14 protein-coding genes are annotated in these 14500 nt (G+C 52.0%); 2 read left to right on the top strand and 12 right to left on the bottom strand.

Annotated features, from left to right (window positions below):
• The first annotated feature begins 4 nt into the window (after positions 1-4).
• Together E1757_RS05890 and E1757_RS05885 are read left to right on the top strand one after the other, a co-directional pair.
• Complete coding sequence (locus E1757_RS05890; protein WP_133225922.1) at positions 5-625, top strand: DUF47 domain-containing protein; 621 nt, start codon at positions 5-7, stop codon at positions 623-625.
• 144 nt (positions 626-769) lie between these two features.
• Complete coding sequence (locus E1757_RS05885) at positions 770-1771, top strand: inorganic phosphate transporter (RefSeq protein ID WP_133225921.1); 1002 nt, start codon at positions 770-772, stop codon at positions 1769-1771.
• 239 nt (positions 1772-2010) lie between these two features.
• Here the strand turns inward: E1757_RS05885 and E1757_RS05880 are convergent, their stop codons facing one another.
• From E1757_RS05880 to dapB, 12 genes are all read right to left on the bottom strand, one after another.
• Positions 2011-2631 carry a redox-sensing transcriptional repressor Rex gene (locus E1757_RS05880; RefSeq protein WP_133225920.1) on the bottom strand — a complete coding sequence of 207 codons (621 nt, stop codon included), beginning with the start codon at positions 2629-2631 and terminating at the stop codon, positions 2011-2013.
• Positions 2628-5483: an ATP-dependent DNA helicase DinG gene (dinG, locus tag E1757_RS05875; protein ID WP_133225919.1), complete on the bottom strand. Its 2856-nt coding sequence runs from the start codon at positions 5481-5483 to the stop codon at positions 2628-2630. The genes E1757_RS05880 and dinG overlap by 4 nt, the downstream gene beginning before the upstream one ends.
• A gap of 143 nt (positions 5484-5626) precedes the next feature.
• Positions 5627-6262, bottom strand: coding sequence for a hypothetical protein (locus E1757_RS05870; RefSeq protein ID WP_246079037.1), 636 nt, complete (start codon positions 6260-6262; stop codon positions 5627-5629).
• Positions 6263-6326: 64 nt separating this feature from the next.
• Entirely contained in the window at positions 6327-6710 is a 384-nt protein-coding gene (gene panD / locus E1757_RS05865; protein WP_133225918.1) for an aspartate 1-decarboxylase, read from the bottom strand.
• Between the two features lie 89 nt (positions 6711-6799).
• On the bottom strand, positions 6800-7663 hold the full coding sequence (panC, locus tag E1757_RS05860; protein WP_133225917.1) for a pantoate--beta-alanine ligase: 864 nt from the start codon (positions 7661-7663) through the stop codon (positions 6800-6802).
• 12 nt (positions 7664-7675) lie between these two features.
• A complete protein-coding gene (gene panB / locus E1757_RS05855; protein ID WP_133225916.1) occupies positions 7676-8533 on the bottom strand; it encodes a 3-methyl-2-oxobutanoate hydroxymethyltransferase in 858 nt (285 codons plus the stop codon).
• A gap of 280 nt (positions 8534-8813) precedes the next feature.
• Positions 8814-9803: a biotin--[acetyl-CoA-carboxylase] ligase gene (locus E1757_RS05850; protein WP_133225915.1), complete on the bottom strand. Its 990-nt coding sequence runs from the start codon at positions 9801-9803 to the stop codon at positions 8814-8816.
• The gene (locus tag E1757_RS05845) at positions 9800-11119 is read right to left on the bottom strand and encodes a CCA tRNA nucleotidyltransferase (protein ID WP_133225914.1); all 1320 of its coding nucleotides are present in this window, start codon (positions 11117-11119) and stop codon (positions 9800-9802) included. The genes E1757_RS05850 and E1757_RS05845 overlap by 4 nt, the downstream gene beginning before the upstream one ends.
• Positions 11120-11220: 101 nt before the next feature.
• A complete protein-coding gene (gene bshA / locus E1757_RS05840; protein ID WP_133225913.1) occupies positions 11221-12390 on the bottom strand; it encodes an N-acetyl-alpha-D-glucosaminyl L-malate synthase BshA in 1170 nt (389 codons plus the stop codon).
• Positions 12391-12499: 109 nt separating this feature from the next.
• Positions 12500-13198 (bottom strand): bacillithiol biosynthesis deacetylase BshB1, encoded by a 699-nt coding sequence (gene bshB1 / locus E1757_RS05835; protein ID WP_133225912.1) that lies wholly within the window; start codon positions 13196-13198, stop codon positions 12500-12502.
• Positions 13195-13620 carry a methylglyoxal synthase gene (mgsA, locus tag E1757_RS05830; RefSeq protein WP_133225911.1) on the bottom strand — a complete coding sequence of 142 codons (426 nt, stop codon included), beginning with the start codon at positions 13618-13620 and terminating at the stop codon, positions 13195-13197. Before mgsA ends, bshB1 begins: the two co-directional genes overlap by 4 nt.
• Before the next feature lie 57 nt (positions 13621-13677).
• Positions 13678-14481: a 4-hydroxy-tetrahydrodipicolinate reductase gene (dapB, locus tag E1757_RS05825; protein WP_133225910.1), complete on the bottom strand. Its 804-nt coding sequence runs from the start codon at positions 14479-14481 to the stop codon at positions 13678-13680.
• Between the last annotated feature and the right edge of the window lie 19 nt (positions 14482-14500).

Raw genomic sequence — 14500 nt, 5'->3', positions numbered from 1 at the left:
CTTCATGCTGTTTGCCAAAAAAAACGATACGGACTTTTTGCTGCTGCTGATCAAAGCGTCGGAAAACACGCTGCACGCCGCGCAAATGTTTCGGAATGCCGTCATGGGCGATCAACCGCCCGCAACCTTTTACCCGCAGCTGAAGGATTTGGAGCATAAAGGGGATCAAATCACGCATCAAATTTTCAAAGGGCTTAATAAAGTATTTATAACGCCGTTGGATCGTGAAGATATTATGGAGCTTGCCTCCAAGGTGGACGACGTGATGGATGGAATCGAAGCGACGATCGCGCGTTTCGATTATTTGAATATTACCATAAGCGATAATTATATGAAGGAATTTTCCGCCGTGATCGTTGCCAGCTGCCAGCATATTCTTGATGCGTTCAAGCTGCTCTCCAAAAAAAAATATATGCAGATCACGGAGCATACCGTGCAAATCAACAGCCTTGAAAATGAAGCAGACCGGTTGATGCGCGAAGGAATCCGCGAAATTTTTCTTCATCCGAAAGATCCGTACCATGATTTCAAATTGAAGGAGCTGTACGAGCGTTTGGAAGAAACGACCGATGCCTGCGAGGATGTAGCTAATATATTAGAAAGCGTTGTACTGCGTTATTCGTAAGGCGGTCAGGCCGTTGCTTGCGAAGCCGCCCTCGCCAAGCGAAGCTCTAAGCCGACGCTTTCGATGTAGGCTTTCCATACGGAAAGCCCTTAGCCGACGCTTTCGATGTAGGCTTTCCATGCGGAAAGCCCTTAGGAGGAATTTATGTTAACGATATTGTTCATCATTGTCGGATTGGCGCTGCTGTTTGATTTTATTAACGGCTTTCACGATACGGCCAACGCCATTGCCACCTCGATCTCGACTCGGGCGCTGACGCCAAGATTTGCCGTTTTTTACGCCGCTGTCTTGAATTTCGTCGGTGCCTTATACTCATCGGAAGTCGCGAAAACGGTCGGCGGCAAAGTCGCCAATCCGGCTACTATTGATAATGGAGTTCCTATCATTATAGCAACCTTGATTTCGGCCATTTTGTGGAACCTGATCACCTGGTATTTCGGTATTCCTTCGTCCTCATCGCATACTTTGATCGGTTCGTTGGCCGGCGGCGTCATTGCCGGCGCAGGCACAAGCTCACTTAATTGGAGCGGCTTCGGAGAAATTATTTTGATTCTGGTGCTGTCGCCCATTATCGCTTTCGCCACCGGTTTTATCATTATGTGGTTCATTCGCAGGCTGATTCTGGCCAGCGGCAATCACTCGCGCTCCAAGCTGAATCGCACGTTTCGGTTTTTCCAGATTTTATCGGCCGGATTGCTGTCCTTCTCGCACGGCGGCAATGACGCGCAAAAAGCGATGGGCATTATCGTGTTCGGACTTGTAACCTTAGGCTATCAAAGCGACATGAACGTCCCGTTATGGGTTAAAATTTGTGCGGCAACCGCAATGGGGCTCGGAACGTCGATCGGCGGTATGCGGATCATTAAAACGATGAGCAAGAAGCTGATTAAAATCGAGCCAATCAACGGCTTTGCTTCGGATTTGAACTCTTCGCTCGTTATCCAGATATCCACTCATATGGGGATGCCGCTGTCGACGACTCACGTTATTTCATCCTCGATTATCGGTACCGGAGCCGTCATGAGATTCTACGATGTGAAATGGGCAACCGTGACGAAGATGGTCATGACCTGGATCATTACGATTCCGATCAGTATGCTGCTCGCGTTTATTTTGTACAAAATCATCTATTTATTTTTCATTTAGAACCGTACATAAAGATGCAATTAAACGAATTATTTCAATAGAGAGCGCTCATTCATATTGAATGGGTGTTTTTAATTTGCCCTTTTTTCATGCGATTCTTTCACGGGAGAAAAAATGAGTCTCCGAACCAAAAAACCCTCCCGGCCGACGTTCGGTTTGTCACCGCGTCTCCTGAAGGGGATTGTTTTCCGGCCGCGCTTGCAGCTGTTTATAACGTTACACAAAAGCGGAACGTACGCCTAATCCAAATAATAGGCAAGGCTTTGCAGCTCCGCCGTAAAATCCGCGTGATGCACGCGAATCTCATTCGGCACCTTGATAATAATCGGCGCAAAGTTCAAAATGGCCTCGACGCCGCCTTCCACAAATTGATTTGCGACATTTTGCGCTTCCGTCGCGGGTACCGTGATGATCCCGATCCGCACGTTCAGTTCCTGAATCGTCGTTTTGAGCTCGCGCATCGGCTTTACTTTCAAATTGTTGATCGATTCGCCGACCTTCGATTCCAGCTCATCGAACACGGCGACAATTTTCATGTTATCTTTCAGGTATGCATTATAATTGCAAAGCGCGCGGCCTAAGTTGCCCGCACCGACCAAAGCGACGGGTATCACCTTATCGATTTTTAAAATTTGCCTTATTTTCTCGATCAAGTAATCGACGTCATAGCCGATTCCCTTCTTGCCGAATTCTCCGAAATATGCGAGATCCTTACGGATTTGCGCCGGATTCAAGTCCAGTTTCACGCCAAGATCCTGAGAGGATACCGTATATACGTTCTTTTTGCTCAGCTCGTTAAGGAAGCGCAGATAAATCGGCAGTCTCCGGACGACTGCTTCCGATATTTTTACTGTTTTCATACTCCGCTTTCTCCCATCCACTGCTTAATTCTCGGTACCAGTTGACTTGTCGGCATATGCTCGATTTTGGGGCCCGGCAGCGAATACAAAAAATATTTACCGTACGTCGTATCGATCACCCTCGTATCGTAAATGATCACGATCCCCTTATCGTTCGCAGTTCTGACGAGACGGCCAAAGCCCTGCTTGAATCGAATGACCGCCTGAGGCACCGAAAGCTTTATAAACGGATTGTGCCCCAGCTTTTTCAAATTTTCCGTCTTGGCCTCGACAAGCGGATGGTTAGGCGGCTGAAAAGGAAGCCGGACAATCGCGAGACAGCTTAACGCTTCTCCGGGGATGTCAACCCCTTCCCAAAAGCTGCTCGTTCCAAGCAATATGCTTGCCGGACTGCTCTGAAACAGCCGGGTCAGCTTGCTGCGGTTGCTGCTGTCCACGCCTTGACCGAGAACTTGAATGCCGAAAGGACTCAGCTTATCCTTCAATGCAGTGTGGGCAAGCTTCAGCATCCGGTTGGAGGTGAACAATACGAGCATCCTCCCCTTCATCTCAAGGGCGACCTCGGCCAATGACTGGACCAGATGGTCCAAAAACTGCTTCTCGCCCGAATTGCCGCGAATGCTCGGGAAATCTCTCGGAATGACGACCAGCGCCTGCTGCCGGTAATTGAACGGCGAAGGCAGCTGAACCGTCTTCAGCTTGGCGTCGTCCTCCTGAGTTTCAAGTCCGAGCTGCTCGCATGTATAATCGAACGATTTGCCGACGGACAGCGTAGCCGATGTCATGATGACGCTATCCTTGACGCTGAAAAAAAACTGCTGCAGCATCGGGCTGACGTCAATCGGAACGCTGACGAGCTGGAGCGACTTGCTTTTACCGAAGCCTGCTTCGATCCAGTACACGTAATTATCGTCAGGCATGGTCATGAAAAAGTGCAAATTGTCGCGATGCCGATACATCTCCTTCAGCGTTCCGTTCAAATCCGTCAGCAGGCTCTGAATATCGAGCTCGTCCTGCCTGTCCTTCAGCTCGCCGAACAGCTTCTCCAGCTGCTTCAATACTTCGTTCATGCAGATGAACAAATTATCTTCGAGCACGAGCAGCTTGTCCCAACCGACTGGCGTCTCGTCTTTTTTCACCCGGTACAGCATCTGGCCTGTCTCCGATTGCGACGGCTCCGACCGTGAAAGAACCAATTGATACAGAAGCTCGGACAGCTCGTCCCATTCTTCCTTGATTTGCACAAGCTTTGGCGTTACGATGTCTATCGTCCGGCACCATTCCTGCACTTGCTCCTGCTCTTGTTCATGCTTTTGCAGCTTTAAGCGCAGCAAGGAGAGCTGGCCGCTGCGGCTGTCCTTGAACAACAACCATAACGTTCCAATCAGAGCGCCGTAATACAGCTCGGTTCCCAGATGCTTGCTTGCCACTTCCTCGAAATGATGCGCTTCATCAATAACCAGATTCTTATAGCCGGGCAACAGCCGATTTTCGGCTTTCATATCGGTAAATAATAACGAGTGATTCGTAATGATAACATCTGCAATGTTCGCTTCATGACGGGCGCGGTGATAGAAGCATTTTTTAAACCAGGGACAAGCCCGGTTCAGGCAGGAATCCGTATCGCTCGCCACCGAGTGCCAAAATTGCGCCCCCCTATTGCCGAAATGCAGCTCCTCGTCGTCCCCATGCTTCGTTTCGCCAAGCCAGACGAGCAATTGCCCTGCCGAAAGTCTATCGTCCTTGCCGTTTTCGAAATCCTGCAGGCTCATCTTCTGCTCGAATTTGCGCAAGCACAAGTAATGGCTTCGTCCTTTCAGCACGGAGGCGCGGAAGCCCACCGGAAACAGGTCGTTCAGCAGCGGGATGTCCCGTTCCCGGATCTGTTCCTGCAGATTGATCGTATGCGTGCTTATAATAACCTTTTTATCCTGCTTCAGCCCGTAATAAAGCGACGGAATCAAATAGCCTAGCGATTTGCCGGTGCCTGTTCCGGCTTCGATCATCAGATGCTGTCCCTGCTTGAAGGCAGACTCCACCTCCTCCAGCATACGGACCTGGGCCTCGCGATCCTCATATGCCTCGAAACGCTGCTGCAGCGCCAGCTTCAGCTCGTCGTAAAAGGCGGGAAAAGCATCGGGCAGCGTCTTGACGTCCTCATCCTCGCGAACCGGATCCTCTTCTCCCCAATCGTCCACATTGATTGCGAACTGCCGGAAATACCGGCCCGTGTCGGCATCCAGGCTCGTAAACGTCTCCTTATACGCTTTCATCTCATGTATGAACCAACCGAAATCGCTCGTCACTTCGTCAAAAATCATCGACAGCCGCTGCAGCGTCAATAATGGAAGCGCCTGAAACCTTTGCAGGCACTTCATCCAGATGAGTGCGGTCGCTTCCGCATCGCTGTCGGCTTGATGGGGACGTTCGTGCTCGACGCCTAATGCCTGGCAGACCATATTGAGCTGCAGGCTTGAAAGCGACGGGTACAGCACTCTCAGCGCATCCATCGTATCCAGCACTTTTCCGTCAAAAGGAAAATAGCCTTCCTCATCCAGGGCGCGCTGCAAAAACGACAAATCAAAAGCGGCGTTATGCCCGACCAGCACGCAATCCTGCAAAAGCGGAACCATCATGCTCATCGCAGTGTCCAGGCCGGGAGCGTCGGCGACCATCTCATCGTCGATCCCTGTCAAAGCCGTTATAGAAGAAGGTATACCTGTCCCGGGATTCACTAGGGTGGTATACCTGTCAATGATGTAATCATCTTGTATGATGACGAGGCCAACCTGAATAATGCGGTCCGTAGACTGGCTCCCGGTCGTTTCAAAATCCAAAACCGCGAATTTCATTACTCTTATGTCAATCCCTTCATACCCACTCTGCAAGTGCCCGCGCACGCGCGTCAGCAATACTTACACTTATTCTAGCATACCATACGGACGGGAAAAGGGAAAAGTAAAACTTTATTCCGATATGGTCAGTGAATTGGCAGCTAATGCCTGGCCGGGTCGTGGAGGAAGTACAGCTTGCCTTTCAGCTCCGCGCATAGTCCCAAATCGACTAACGGTTCGATGCTGGTTGGGTCCGAATAATACGCCAAGGAAAAATATTCAAAAGCTCTGTCCATGTTCCGGTATTGGATTTGAATGCAGCCCATTGCGCTGTACGCTATAGCTTTCAGCCGGTTGTTATCGGTAATCTGGGATACAAACTGAAATTGACTGTAGCTTTCCGCCGTTTCCCCGATTTGCAGGTGGCTCATCGCCAAATAAATACGAGCCAAATTGAAATCCGGCTGCTTCTCGACAATGGCCGCGAATTCGCGGATCGACTCATTAAACATGAGCAGCTTGTAATATCCTTGGCCTTTTACAAATGCAGCCGTCCGTTTCCCTTGCAATTCGGGGTCCATTAAATCGCCGGCCTGTGCCGGATGGTGGAGCTGAAAAAAAGCGGCAAGCTTTTCCTCAAACAACAACCATTCTTCAATATAAGTATCGCTCATCGCCTTCAACGTGTGGATTTTATGCTGAAGCTCCTTTTTTTGGGCGACGGACGCGGTAGCATATTGGTCATTCACTTCGTTAAGCAGTTCATTCATGGAGGCAAATAGCTGTTTGAACATCATGATTGCATCCCACCTTAACCTTGAGCTTACATTCATTTTTTGTTGCAAACGCCGTTTTCATTCGTTACAGCACGGTGGAATGAATTTCTTCTTTCAGCACGCCGATCACTTTATTGTTTTCGCCCATAATGGCGATCTGCGGTTGATGCTCTCTTGCTTCCGCGTCGGACATCATCATATAAGATAAAATAATAACCGTATCGCCGATATGAACGAGCCGGGCCGCGGCGCCGTTCAGACAGATCACGCCGGAACCGCGAGGACCCGGAATAATATAAGTTTCGAAACGCGCACCGTTGTTGTTGTTCACAATTTGCACTTTTTCATTCGGCAGCATATCGACGAGATCGAGCAAATCCTCATCAATCGTAATGCTTCCGACATAATTGAGGTTGGCTTCCGTTACGGTGGCACGGTGTATTTTGGATTTCAGCATCGTTCTGAACATATAAAAGACCTCCTAATCGTTATGCTTGGGCGACGTTCCGACGGTCGCGCAGCGTCAGCCTGCTTGCTCTTATGAAAATGAAGCTCAAATTACAAGGTCAGGATCATATTATCGATGAGTCTCGTTTTTCCGAATTTGATCGCCAGGGCTATAATAATCCGATCGCCGCTGTGAATCCGGTTAACGGCTTCCAAAGAAGGATAGGATAACAGCTCGACGTAATCGATGACGGCCAACGGCTTCTCCTCAATAAGCTTTCGGACGGAGGCTGTGACGGCTTCGGCGTCCAGGCCGCCGCGCTGATCCCGGATGCGCTGCCCGGCGTAGTTTAACGACTGAGACAGCACTAGTGCCTGCTCTCTCTCCTCCGGCTGCAAATATACGTTGCGGGAGCTCATCGCCAAACCGTCCGCTTCCCTTATGATCGGGCAGGGCACGATCTCGACCGGCATATTCAAGTCATGCACCAGCTGCTCGATAACGGCAATTTGCTGGGCGTCCTTCAAACCGAAGTAAGCCGCATCGGGCTGAACGATCTGAAACAGCTTGGATACGACCGTAGCCACTCCGTCAAAATGACCGGGCCGCGATGCTCCGCACAGTTTTTCCGTCATCTGAGATACCGAGACGATCGTTTTCGTCGGCTGCGGATACATTTCTTCAACGGAAGGCATAAATACGATATCGACGCCGGCTGCAGCCGCCACGGCCAAATCGCGCTCCTCGTTGCGCGGATAGCGGGAAAAATCTTCATTGGGCCCAAACTGCAGCGGGTTGACAAATATGCTCAATATGACGAACCCGCACTGCTCGCGCGCCGACTCCATAAGGCTGGCATGCCCGTCGTGGAGATATCCCATCGTCGGGACAAATCCGACGCGCAGCCCGGGATTCTCCCTCCTGGCTTGTCGAACCGCTTCCCGCAGCTCCTGAATGTGACGAATCGTACGCATGGATAACCCCTCCTATTTCTTGGCGCTGCCGTATAAAAAACCGGCAACCTCGTCCTCCATGCGAAAGGCATGGTCCTGTGTCGGAAATGTACGGTTTTTTACTTCCTGGACGTACTGCGTCAGACCGTTGCGGATCATATTGCCCGCTTCCGCGTACGTTTTAACGAACTTCTTGGGCGCCGTATCGGAACCGTAGCCGACCGCATCGTGAAAGACGAGCACCTGACCGTCGCAGCGCGGTCCTGCGCCGATGCCGATCGTCGGAATCGATAGCTGCTCTGTAATATGCGCGGCAAGCTGCTCGGTAACAAGCTCCAGCACGACGGCAAATGCCCCGGCCTGCTCCAACGCTTTGGCGTCTTCAAGCAGCCGCTGCGCTTGCGCCGAGTTTTTGCCTTGAATTTTATAGCCGCCGATCTGGTGAATCGATTGCGGAGTAAGTCCGATGTGGGCCATGACGGGAATACCCGCTTGAGTACAAGCGGCTACAGCATCGCAAATTTCGCGGCCGCCCTCCATCTTGATCGCTTTCGCCAAGCCTTCCTGCATAATTCTCGCGGCGTTGCGGAGCGTCTGGTCGAGGCTGCCGTGGTAAGTCATGAACGGCAAATCTGTAATAATGAATGTATGCTGCGCCGCTCTCACCACCGAGCGGGTATGGTAGATCATATCGTCAAGCGTTACCGGGATGGTCGATTCATAACCAAGGACAACATTTCCGAGCGAGTCGCCCACCAATATGGCATCGACTCCCGCTTCCTCCGCCAATAATGCCGACGGATAATCGTAAGCGGTTATGATTGAAATCGGATTGCCGGTTTCTTTCATTCTTTTTAATTTGGCGGTCGTAGCCGCTTTTCGCTGTTCCATTGCATTGCACCAGCCTTTCGTCGACTTTTATGCCTGGTCGGATATGCTTAGTATGAACAAAAAAAACCTTTTGCCCCTAGGAGCGAAAAGGTTCACATGTTAAATTCATCATATGATCCTTCTGTCTCGGTCCATAAGGCTCAGAGCAGAATCCGACATACTTGCTTGAAACGTATTCAATTTTTCGGGAAAATGAATGTAAATCAGATTGAAAGCTGCATCTTTCGAGTGCGATTCCTTGCGGATATCGCCTCTGATAAGACTTATTATACCAAATATTTCACTGTGAGGATAGAGGGGGAAATTCGATCGTTCCGGAATACCATTTGGTCTCCGTACCGTCATCCAGCCGAACCGTCAGCGCGCCCGAATCGTCCAATCCGATTGCCGTGCCTTCAATCAGCCCGTTGGCCGTTTGATTGCGGACTCTGCGGTTCAACGACACGCTCAGCGCTTCCCACAGCAGCTTGATCGGGCCGAAGCCCTGCTGATGAAATAATGCATACAAGGACTCCAGCTCCTCCAAAAAACGGCACAGCAGCTCCATCCGGTCAACCGGCTTGCCGGATTCGATCTGCAGCGAGGTGGCGACAGCTTTCAACTCCTCCGTATAATCGTCCTCCCGCAGGTTCGCGCTAATCCCGACGCCGACAATGACATACAGCGGATGTTCGTCCTCCGATATCGATTCGGACAGGATACCGCTGATTTTTTTGCCGCCGATCAGCAAATCGTTCGGCCATTTAATTCCCGCCGGAAGCGACGTCACCTGCCGGATCGCGCGGCATAAAGCGACGGCGACGAGCAGCGTTAACTGCGGGGCGAACTGCAGCGGGATGCGCGGCTTCAGCACCATGCTCATCCAGAGCCCTTTGCCCTTGGGAGAATGCCATTTGCGGCCCATTCTTCCGCGCCCTGCGGTTTGCCGCTCGGCGATCACCAAGGTTCCCTCCGGAGCGCCTTCCCGCGCCAGCTCATGCGCCAGCGTCTGAGTCGACCCCAGCTGTTCGTAATAATGGACAGGCCGTCCCAGCAGCTCGGTTTTGAGCATCCGACCGATAAGCTCGGGCTCCAGCTTATCCGGCTTCTCCAACAGACGGTACCCTTTGCGCGACACGGCCTCGAACACGTAGCCTTCACTGCGCAGCTTCTCGACGTGTTTCCAAATGGCCGTCCGGCTGCAGCTTAGCGTTGCGCTCAGCTCTTCGCCGGATACGAACTCCCCTTCCTTCTGCTCAAACAGACGAATCAATCGTTCATTTATGTTCATATTGGACCGCTTTCCTGCCGCAGGACGCCGGCTTCATAACGACCGGCCTCCGCCAGCAATGCTTCTTTCTCATTTTCCAAACGGTTCAAAGCCGTTTCACGCAGCAAATGCCCCATCACCTGCGAAATCCACGCACCCGCCGGCCGGTTCATCAATGCGATCAAATCTTTGCCGTTGATTCGCAGCTCGTCCAGCCGCTGCACCGGCATATCGCGAAGCCAGCGGTTCCCATTCTCCGCCAGGCTGCCGCTCATGTCGATGGAAACGCCAAGCTTCGTCCATGCAGCCGGATCGGCGGCGGCGATGTTGCGGACCGCTTCGACCGCGGCGGCGCCGAAGGCAACTGCCGTCAGCTTCCATGCCCGCTCAAGGCGGGCTTCGCCGGACTCGCCGGAAGCCTCGGTTCCGGCTTCAGCTTCGGCGAGCTGACGGCTTAGCCCGGCCGCCGCCGCCAGCACTTGGCGCACCTGTTCCAGCTGCTGCTTGGAAAAGGTCAGCTTCCGCAGCTCGCTTTCCGCTTCCGCAGCTCCCGCTCCGGCATGCCAATACAAATAAGCCAGCTTGGTCGTAACGCTGTCCAGATTCCCCCATGCCGGAGACAGCTTTCCCGGCTCCAGAGCTGCAAGCAGCAGCGGTTGCTTCGCATTGGCCATCAGCCCGCTCTCGATCAGCAGCTCGACCGCCCGTTTCGGATTCGCGCCTGTCAGCATCCGCTCCAGCTCCATTCTCACGCGCTCCATCGCAATATGCGCAAGCAGCGGTGCCTCAACGAGCAGCGAATGCCAGGTTTGCCGCTCAATATCAAGATCATATTCGGCGGCGAACCGAATACAGCGAAGCATCCGCAGCGCATCCTCCCGAAACCGCTCGGAGGCGTCCCCTACACAGCGAAGCAGCCGGCTCGCCACATCGTCCATGCCGTGGAACGGGTCGATCAGCCGCCCCTCCAGATCCAGCGCCATCGCGTTCATCGTAAAATCGCGGCGGCGCAAATCCTCGTACAGACTGTCAATGTACTGAACCTCGGCCGGACGACGGAAATCGGCATAGCCCGATTCGAGCCGAAACGTCGTCACTTCATACAAACAATCGTCAACCTTAACCGTAATGGTCCCGTGCTGGAGTCCGGTCGGAATGGTGCGGCGAAACAAGCGCTGCACCTGGTCCGGTTTGGCCGAGGTGGCGATATCGTAATCTTTGACGGTACGGTTCAGCTGCCGGTCTCGAACGCAGCCGCCGACCATGTAAGCCTCATAGCCGTTCTCGAGCAGCCGCTGTATTACTTTTTTGGCTCCCCGCTCCAATTGCATGGTCATTCCGATCACCTTTTTACAATGTCAAAATTTATATGATAACGGGCTCCCCGCAAAGTACTTGAATAAATAGCGAAGCCAAAGCTTCGTTTTGTGGGGTTATGTTAACAATTCAATGGTTTTAAGCGAAGCTCATCCGGCAAAGGCAGCCCAAGAACACGGTAATAAATTTCCTCGTATTGCCGCGTAATTACATCGTTGCAAAACGTATACCGGGCGCGATGCAGACAGGTTTCTCTCATCCGCTGGTACAGCTCGGCATCCGAGAGCAGCATCCGCGCATATTCGGCCATTTGCTCGACGTCGCCGATTTCCGCCAGAAATCCGCTTTCGCCATGCGTGATCAGCTCCGGTATTCCGCCCGCATTCGAAGCTATCGTAGGTACTCCGCAAGCCATTGCTTCCAATGCGACGAGACCGAAGCTCTCCTTCTCGGACGGCAGCAGCATGACATCGGACAACGACAGCAGCTGCGCTACATCGTCCTGCTTTCCGCAAAACGTTACCCGGTCCAGCAGACCTTTCTCCTTCACCTTGCAAAGCACCTTGGACAGCTCCGGGCCTTCTCCGACAAACAGCAGCCGGGACGGCACATCCTTGCTCACGCGGTCGAATATTTCGACGACATCGGTTACCCGTTTGACCGGGCGGAAGTTCGAAATATGCACTAAAATTTTTTCGTCCGGCTGGGCAAACTCCTTACGCAGCATGGCAACTTCCCGCGGGTAATAAACCCGTTTGTCGACAAAGTTGTAGGCAAGATCGATCGGTTTCTCGATGTCGAGCAGAGTGCGCGTTTCATGAATCAAATCTTGCGAAACGGCCGTCACGGCATCGCTCTGATTGATCGCAAACCGGATCAAATCGCTCAGCGATTCATCCTGTGCAAGTACAGTAATATCGGTACCGTGCAGTGTCGTGACGACTTTTAACCGGTCTCCGACCATTTGCTTGGCCAATATGGCGCACACGGCATGAGGAATCGCGTAATGGACATGAAGCAAATCGAGCTCCTCCAATTGGGCGACCTGAGCCAGCTTGCTTGCCAGCGATAAATCGTACGGCGGATATTTAAACACATAATAATCGTTTACTTCAACTTCATGATAAAAAATATTTTTATCGAATTTGCCCAGTCTGAATGGCATGCTGTGGGTTATAAAATGAACCTCATGCCCTTTCTCGGCCAGCAGCTTTCCTAATTCGGTCGCGACTACGCCCGATCCGCCGAGTGTCGGGTAACAGGTAATGCCGATTTTCAACCTTTCTTTCATCGGGTTCCCTCCTCAGAACTTTGCAAAAAGTTCACATCGTAAGCATAAGCTTAACTTTGCTTGAGCAAAGTTCAATTCGTAAACATTTGCTTAACTTATAGTATCTATATTAAAATAAGTCAATCAAAAAAGGAAGCCTGCTGACGAAGCCCTCTGCATACGGAACCATATGTTTTTGTCCTAGCATCCGATCCTTCGCCTCTACGCGCTCCAAATATCCTTGATTTAAGGGGGTCGCTACGAAATCATTGCCTGCGCCGACCGTCTCAAACTGGGTCCGGTACGCTTTGAGCGCATCCATTTTCACATCATGCGCTCCCGTAATATCAACCATAATATCGGATTCATAAACATCATTGATAAAATAGAAGAAGCATTGCTCCACCGTATGCGCTTCACTTTCCGGCGCGTAGCGGCGCAGCTTGGCGTTGAACACCGCCTCCTGAACGAGCCTGCTGCAGGCGATATGGTCCGGATGCCGATCCTCCCAGTACGGAGCGAATACGATCCGCGGCTTATGTCTGCGGATTTCCAGCGTTATCGCTTTAACCGATTCCGGGCTCATCCAAAGCCCGCGGTCCGGCAGACCCAGATTGCTCCGCTCTGTCAATCCCAACACGCGTGAAGCGTCAGCCGCCTCCTGCTGACGGATTTCGACGGTTCCGTTGGAGGACATTTCCGCATAGGTCAAATCGCATATACCCACCCGATAGCCGGCCGACGTGTGCTTAAAGATCGTACCGCCCATCCCGATTTCGGCATCATCAGGATGCGCTCCGAATATAAGAATATCAAGCCGGCCGCTCATTCCGTTTCACCCGGCTTATATTTATGTACCAGTTCCCTCCAGGCAAAGTCGCCGCGGTCCAATGCTTTCACCAATATTTCCGACGTGGCGATATTCGTTGCGACCGGAATCCCCTGCACATCGCAAAGGCGAAGCAGCGCGATGATATCCGGCTCATGCGGCTGGGCCATTAACGGATCGCGTAAAAAAATTATCAAATCCATTTCATTGGTCGCCACCATGGCGCCTATTTGCTGATCGCCTCCCAGCGGTCCGGACATGAAACGGTGAACCTTCAGATTCGTGCTGTCCATAATTCGGGTACCTGTCGTACCGGTTGCATACAATTGATGATGCTTGAACACCGGCTCATAAGCGGTGACAAAATTGACCATTTCTTCCTTTTTACGGTCGTGCGCGATCAATGCAATTTTCATGGACATCCCTCTATACTCCTTTGTCATTCTCTCTTACCCGAATGGAACGAACGACGACTCGTTCTAATCTATAAAATGCTCGAAGCCGTAAACAATGCCGTTCAGCTCCATAACCTTTTTCACCGCGACATTAACGCCCGGCATGTAGCCTGCCCGGTCGTACGAATCGTGGCGTATTTTCAACGTTTGACCAAAAGCGCCGAATATCACTTCCTGCTGCGCAAAAACACCCGGCAGCCGGACGCTATGTATTCTGAATCCATTATATAATCCGCCGCGCGAGCCTTCAATCTTCTCTTCTTCGCGAGGGTTGCCCTGTCTTAGTTCCTGCCGGTTCTGCGAGATTAATTCAGCCGTCTTGATCGAGGTGCCCGAAGGGGCGTCCAGCTTTTGATCGCCGTGATATTCGATAATTTCAAGATGCGGATAATATTTGGCAGCCTGTGCGGCGAATTTCATCATCAGAATCGCTCCGATTGAAAAATTGGGGGCAATAATACCGCCAATGCCCTGCTCCTTGCACTGTTTGTCGAAGCTTTCAATGTCCTCGGGCGTAAATCCCGTCGTCCCGATAACCGGCCGCACCTTATGCCGGATCGCCAACGCCGTGTTCGCAACAACGGACTGTGGCGTCGTGAAATCAACCAGCACATCCGGCTTTTGTTCCACGAGCGCCATTTCCAGATCCGTGCTCAGCATGACGCCGCAAGGCTCAAGGCCGACAAGCCGCCCTGCGTCTACGTCCAGCCCGGCCGAGCGGTTAACCGCGGCCGCGAGCTCCAGCCCGGAATCCTCCAGCACCATTTTTACAACCTCGCGACCCATACGTCCGCTTGCTCCGGCAACTGCCACTCGAATTCGGCTCATTGTGTTTCGTCCCCTTTAT

The organism is Paenibacillus piri (genome assembly GCF_004354045.1).
Taxonomy (GTDB): Bacteria; Bacillota; Bacilli; order Paenibacillales; family NBRC-103111; genus Paenibacillus_S; species Paenibacillus_S piri.
Note: the sequence above shows the minus strand (reverse complement) of the source record. Positions and strands in the feature narration are given on the sequence as shown.

What these genes read in the sequence shown, in the direction of transcription:
- panB (WP_133225916.1), bottom strand. Translation starts at nt 8,533, where the DNA reads ATGGAACAGCGAAAAGCGGCTACGACCGCCAAATTAAAAAGAATGAAA.
- bshA (WP_133225913.1), bottom strand. Translation starts at nt 12,390, where the DNA reads ATGAAAGAAAGGTTGAAAATCGGCATTACCTGTTACCCGACACTCGGC.
- panC (WP_133225917.1), bottom strand. Translation starts at nt 7,663, where the DNA reads ATGCGTACGATTCGTCACATTCAGGAGCTGCGGGAAGCGGTTCGACAA.
- bshB1 (WP_133225912.1), bottom strand. Translation starts at nt 13,198, where the DNA reads ATGAGCGGCCGGCTTGATATTCTTATATTCGGAGCGCATCCTGATGAT.
- mgsA (WP_133225911.1), bottom strand. Translation starts at nt 13,620, where the DNA reads ATGTCCATGAAAATTGCATTGATCGCGCACGACCGTAAAAAGGAAGAA.
- E1757_RS05890 (WP_133225922.1), top strand. Translation starts at nt 5, where the DNA reads ATGCTGTTTGCCAAAAAAAACGATACGGACTTTTTGCTGCTGCTGATC.
- dinG (WP_133225919.1), bottom strand. Translation starts at nt 5,483, where the DNA reads ATGAAATTCGCGGTTTTGGATTTTGAAACGACCGGGAGCCAGTCTACG.
- E1757_RS05845 (WP_133225914.1), bottom strand. Translation starts at nt 11,119, where the DNA reads ATGACCATGCAATTGGAGCGGGGAGCCAAAAAAGTAATACAGCGGCTG.
- E1757_RS05880 (WP_133225920.1), bottom strand. Translation starts at nt 2,631, where the DNA reads ATGAAAACAGTAAAAATATCGGAAGCAGTCGTCCGGAGACTGCCGATT.
- panD (WP_133225918.1), bottom strand. Translation starts at nt 6,710, where the DNA reads ATGTTCAGAACGATGCTGAAATCCAAAATACACCGTGCCACCGTAACG.
- E1757_RS05870 (WP_246079037.1), bottom strand. Translation starts at nt 6,262, where the DNA reads ATGATGTTCAAACAGCTATTTGCCTCCATGAATGAACTGCTTAACGAA.
- dapB (WP_133225910.1), bottom strand. Translation starts at nt 14,481, where the DNA reads ATGAGCCGAATTCGAGTGGCAGTTGCCGGAGCAAGCGGACGTATGGGT.
- E1757_RS05885 (WP_133225921.1), top strand. Translation starts at nt 770, where the DNA reads ATGTTAACGATATTGTTCATCATTGTCGGATTGGCGCTGCTGTTTGAT.
- E1757_RS05850 (WP_133225915.1), bottom strand. Translation starts at nt 9,803, where the DNA reads ATGAACATAAATGAACGATTGATTCGTCTGTTTGAGCAGAAGGAAGGG.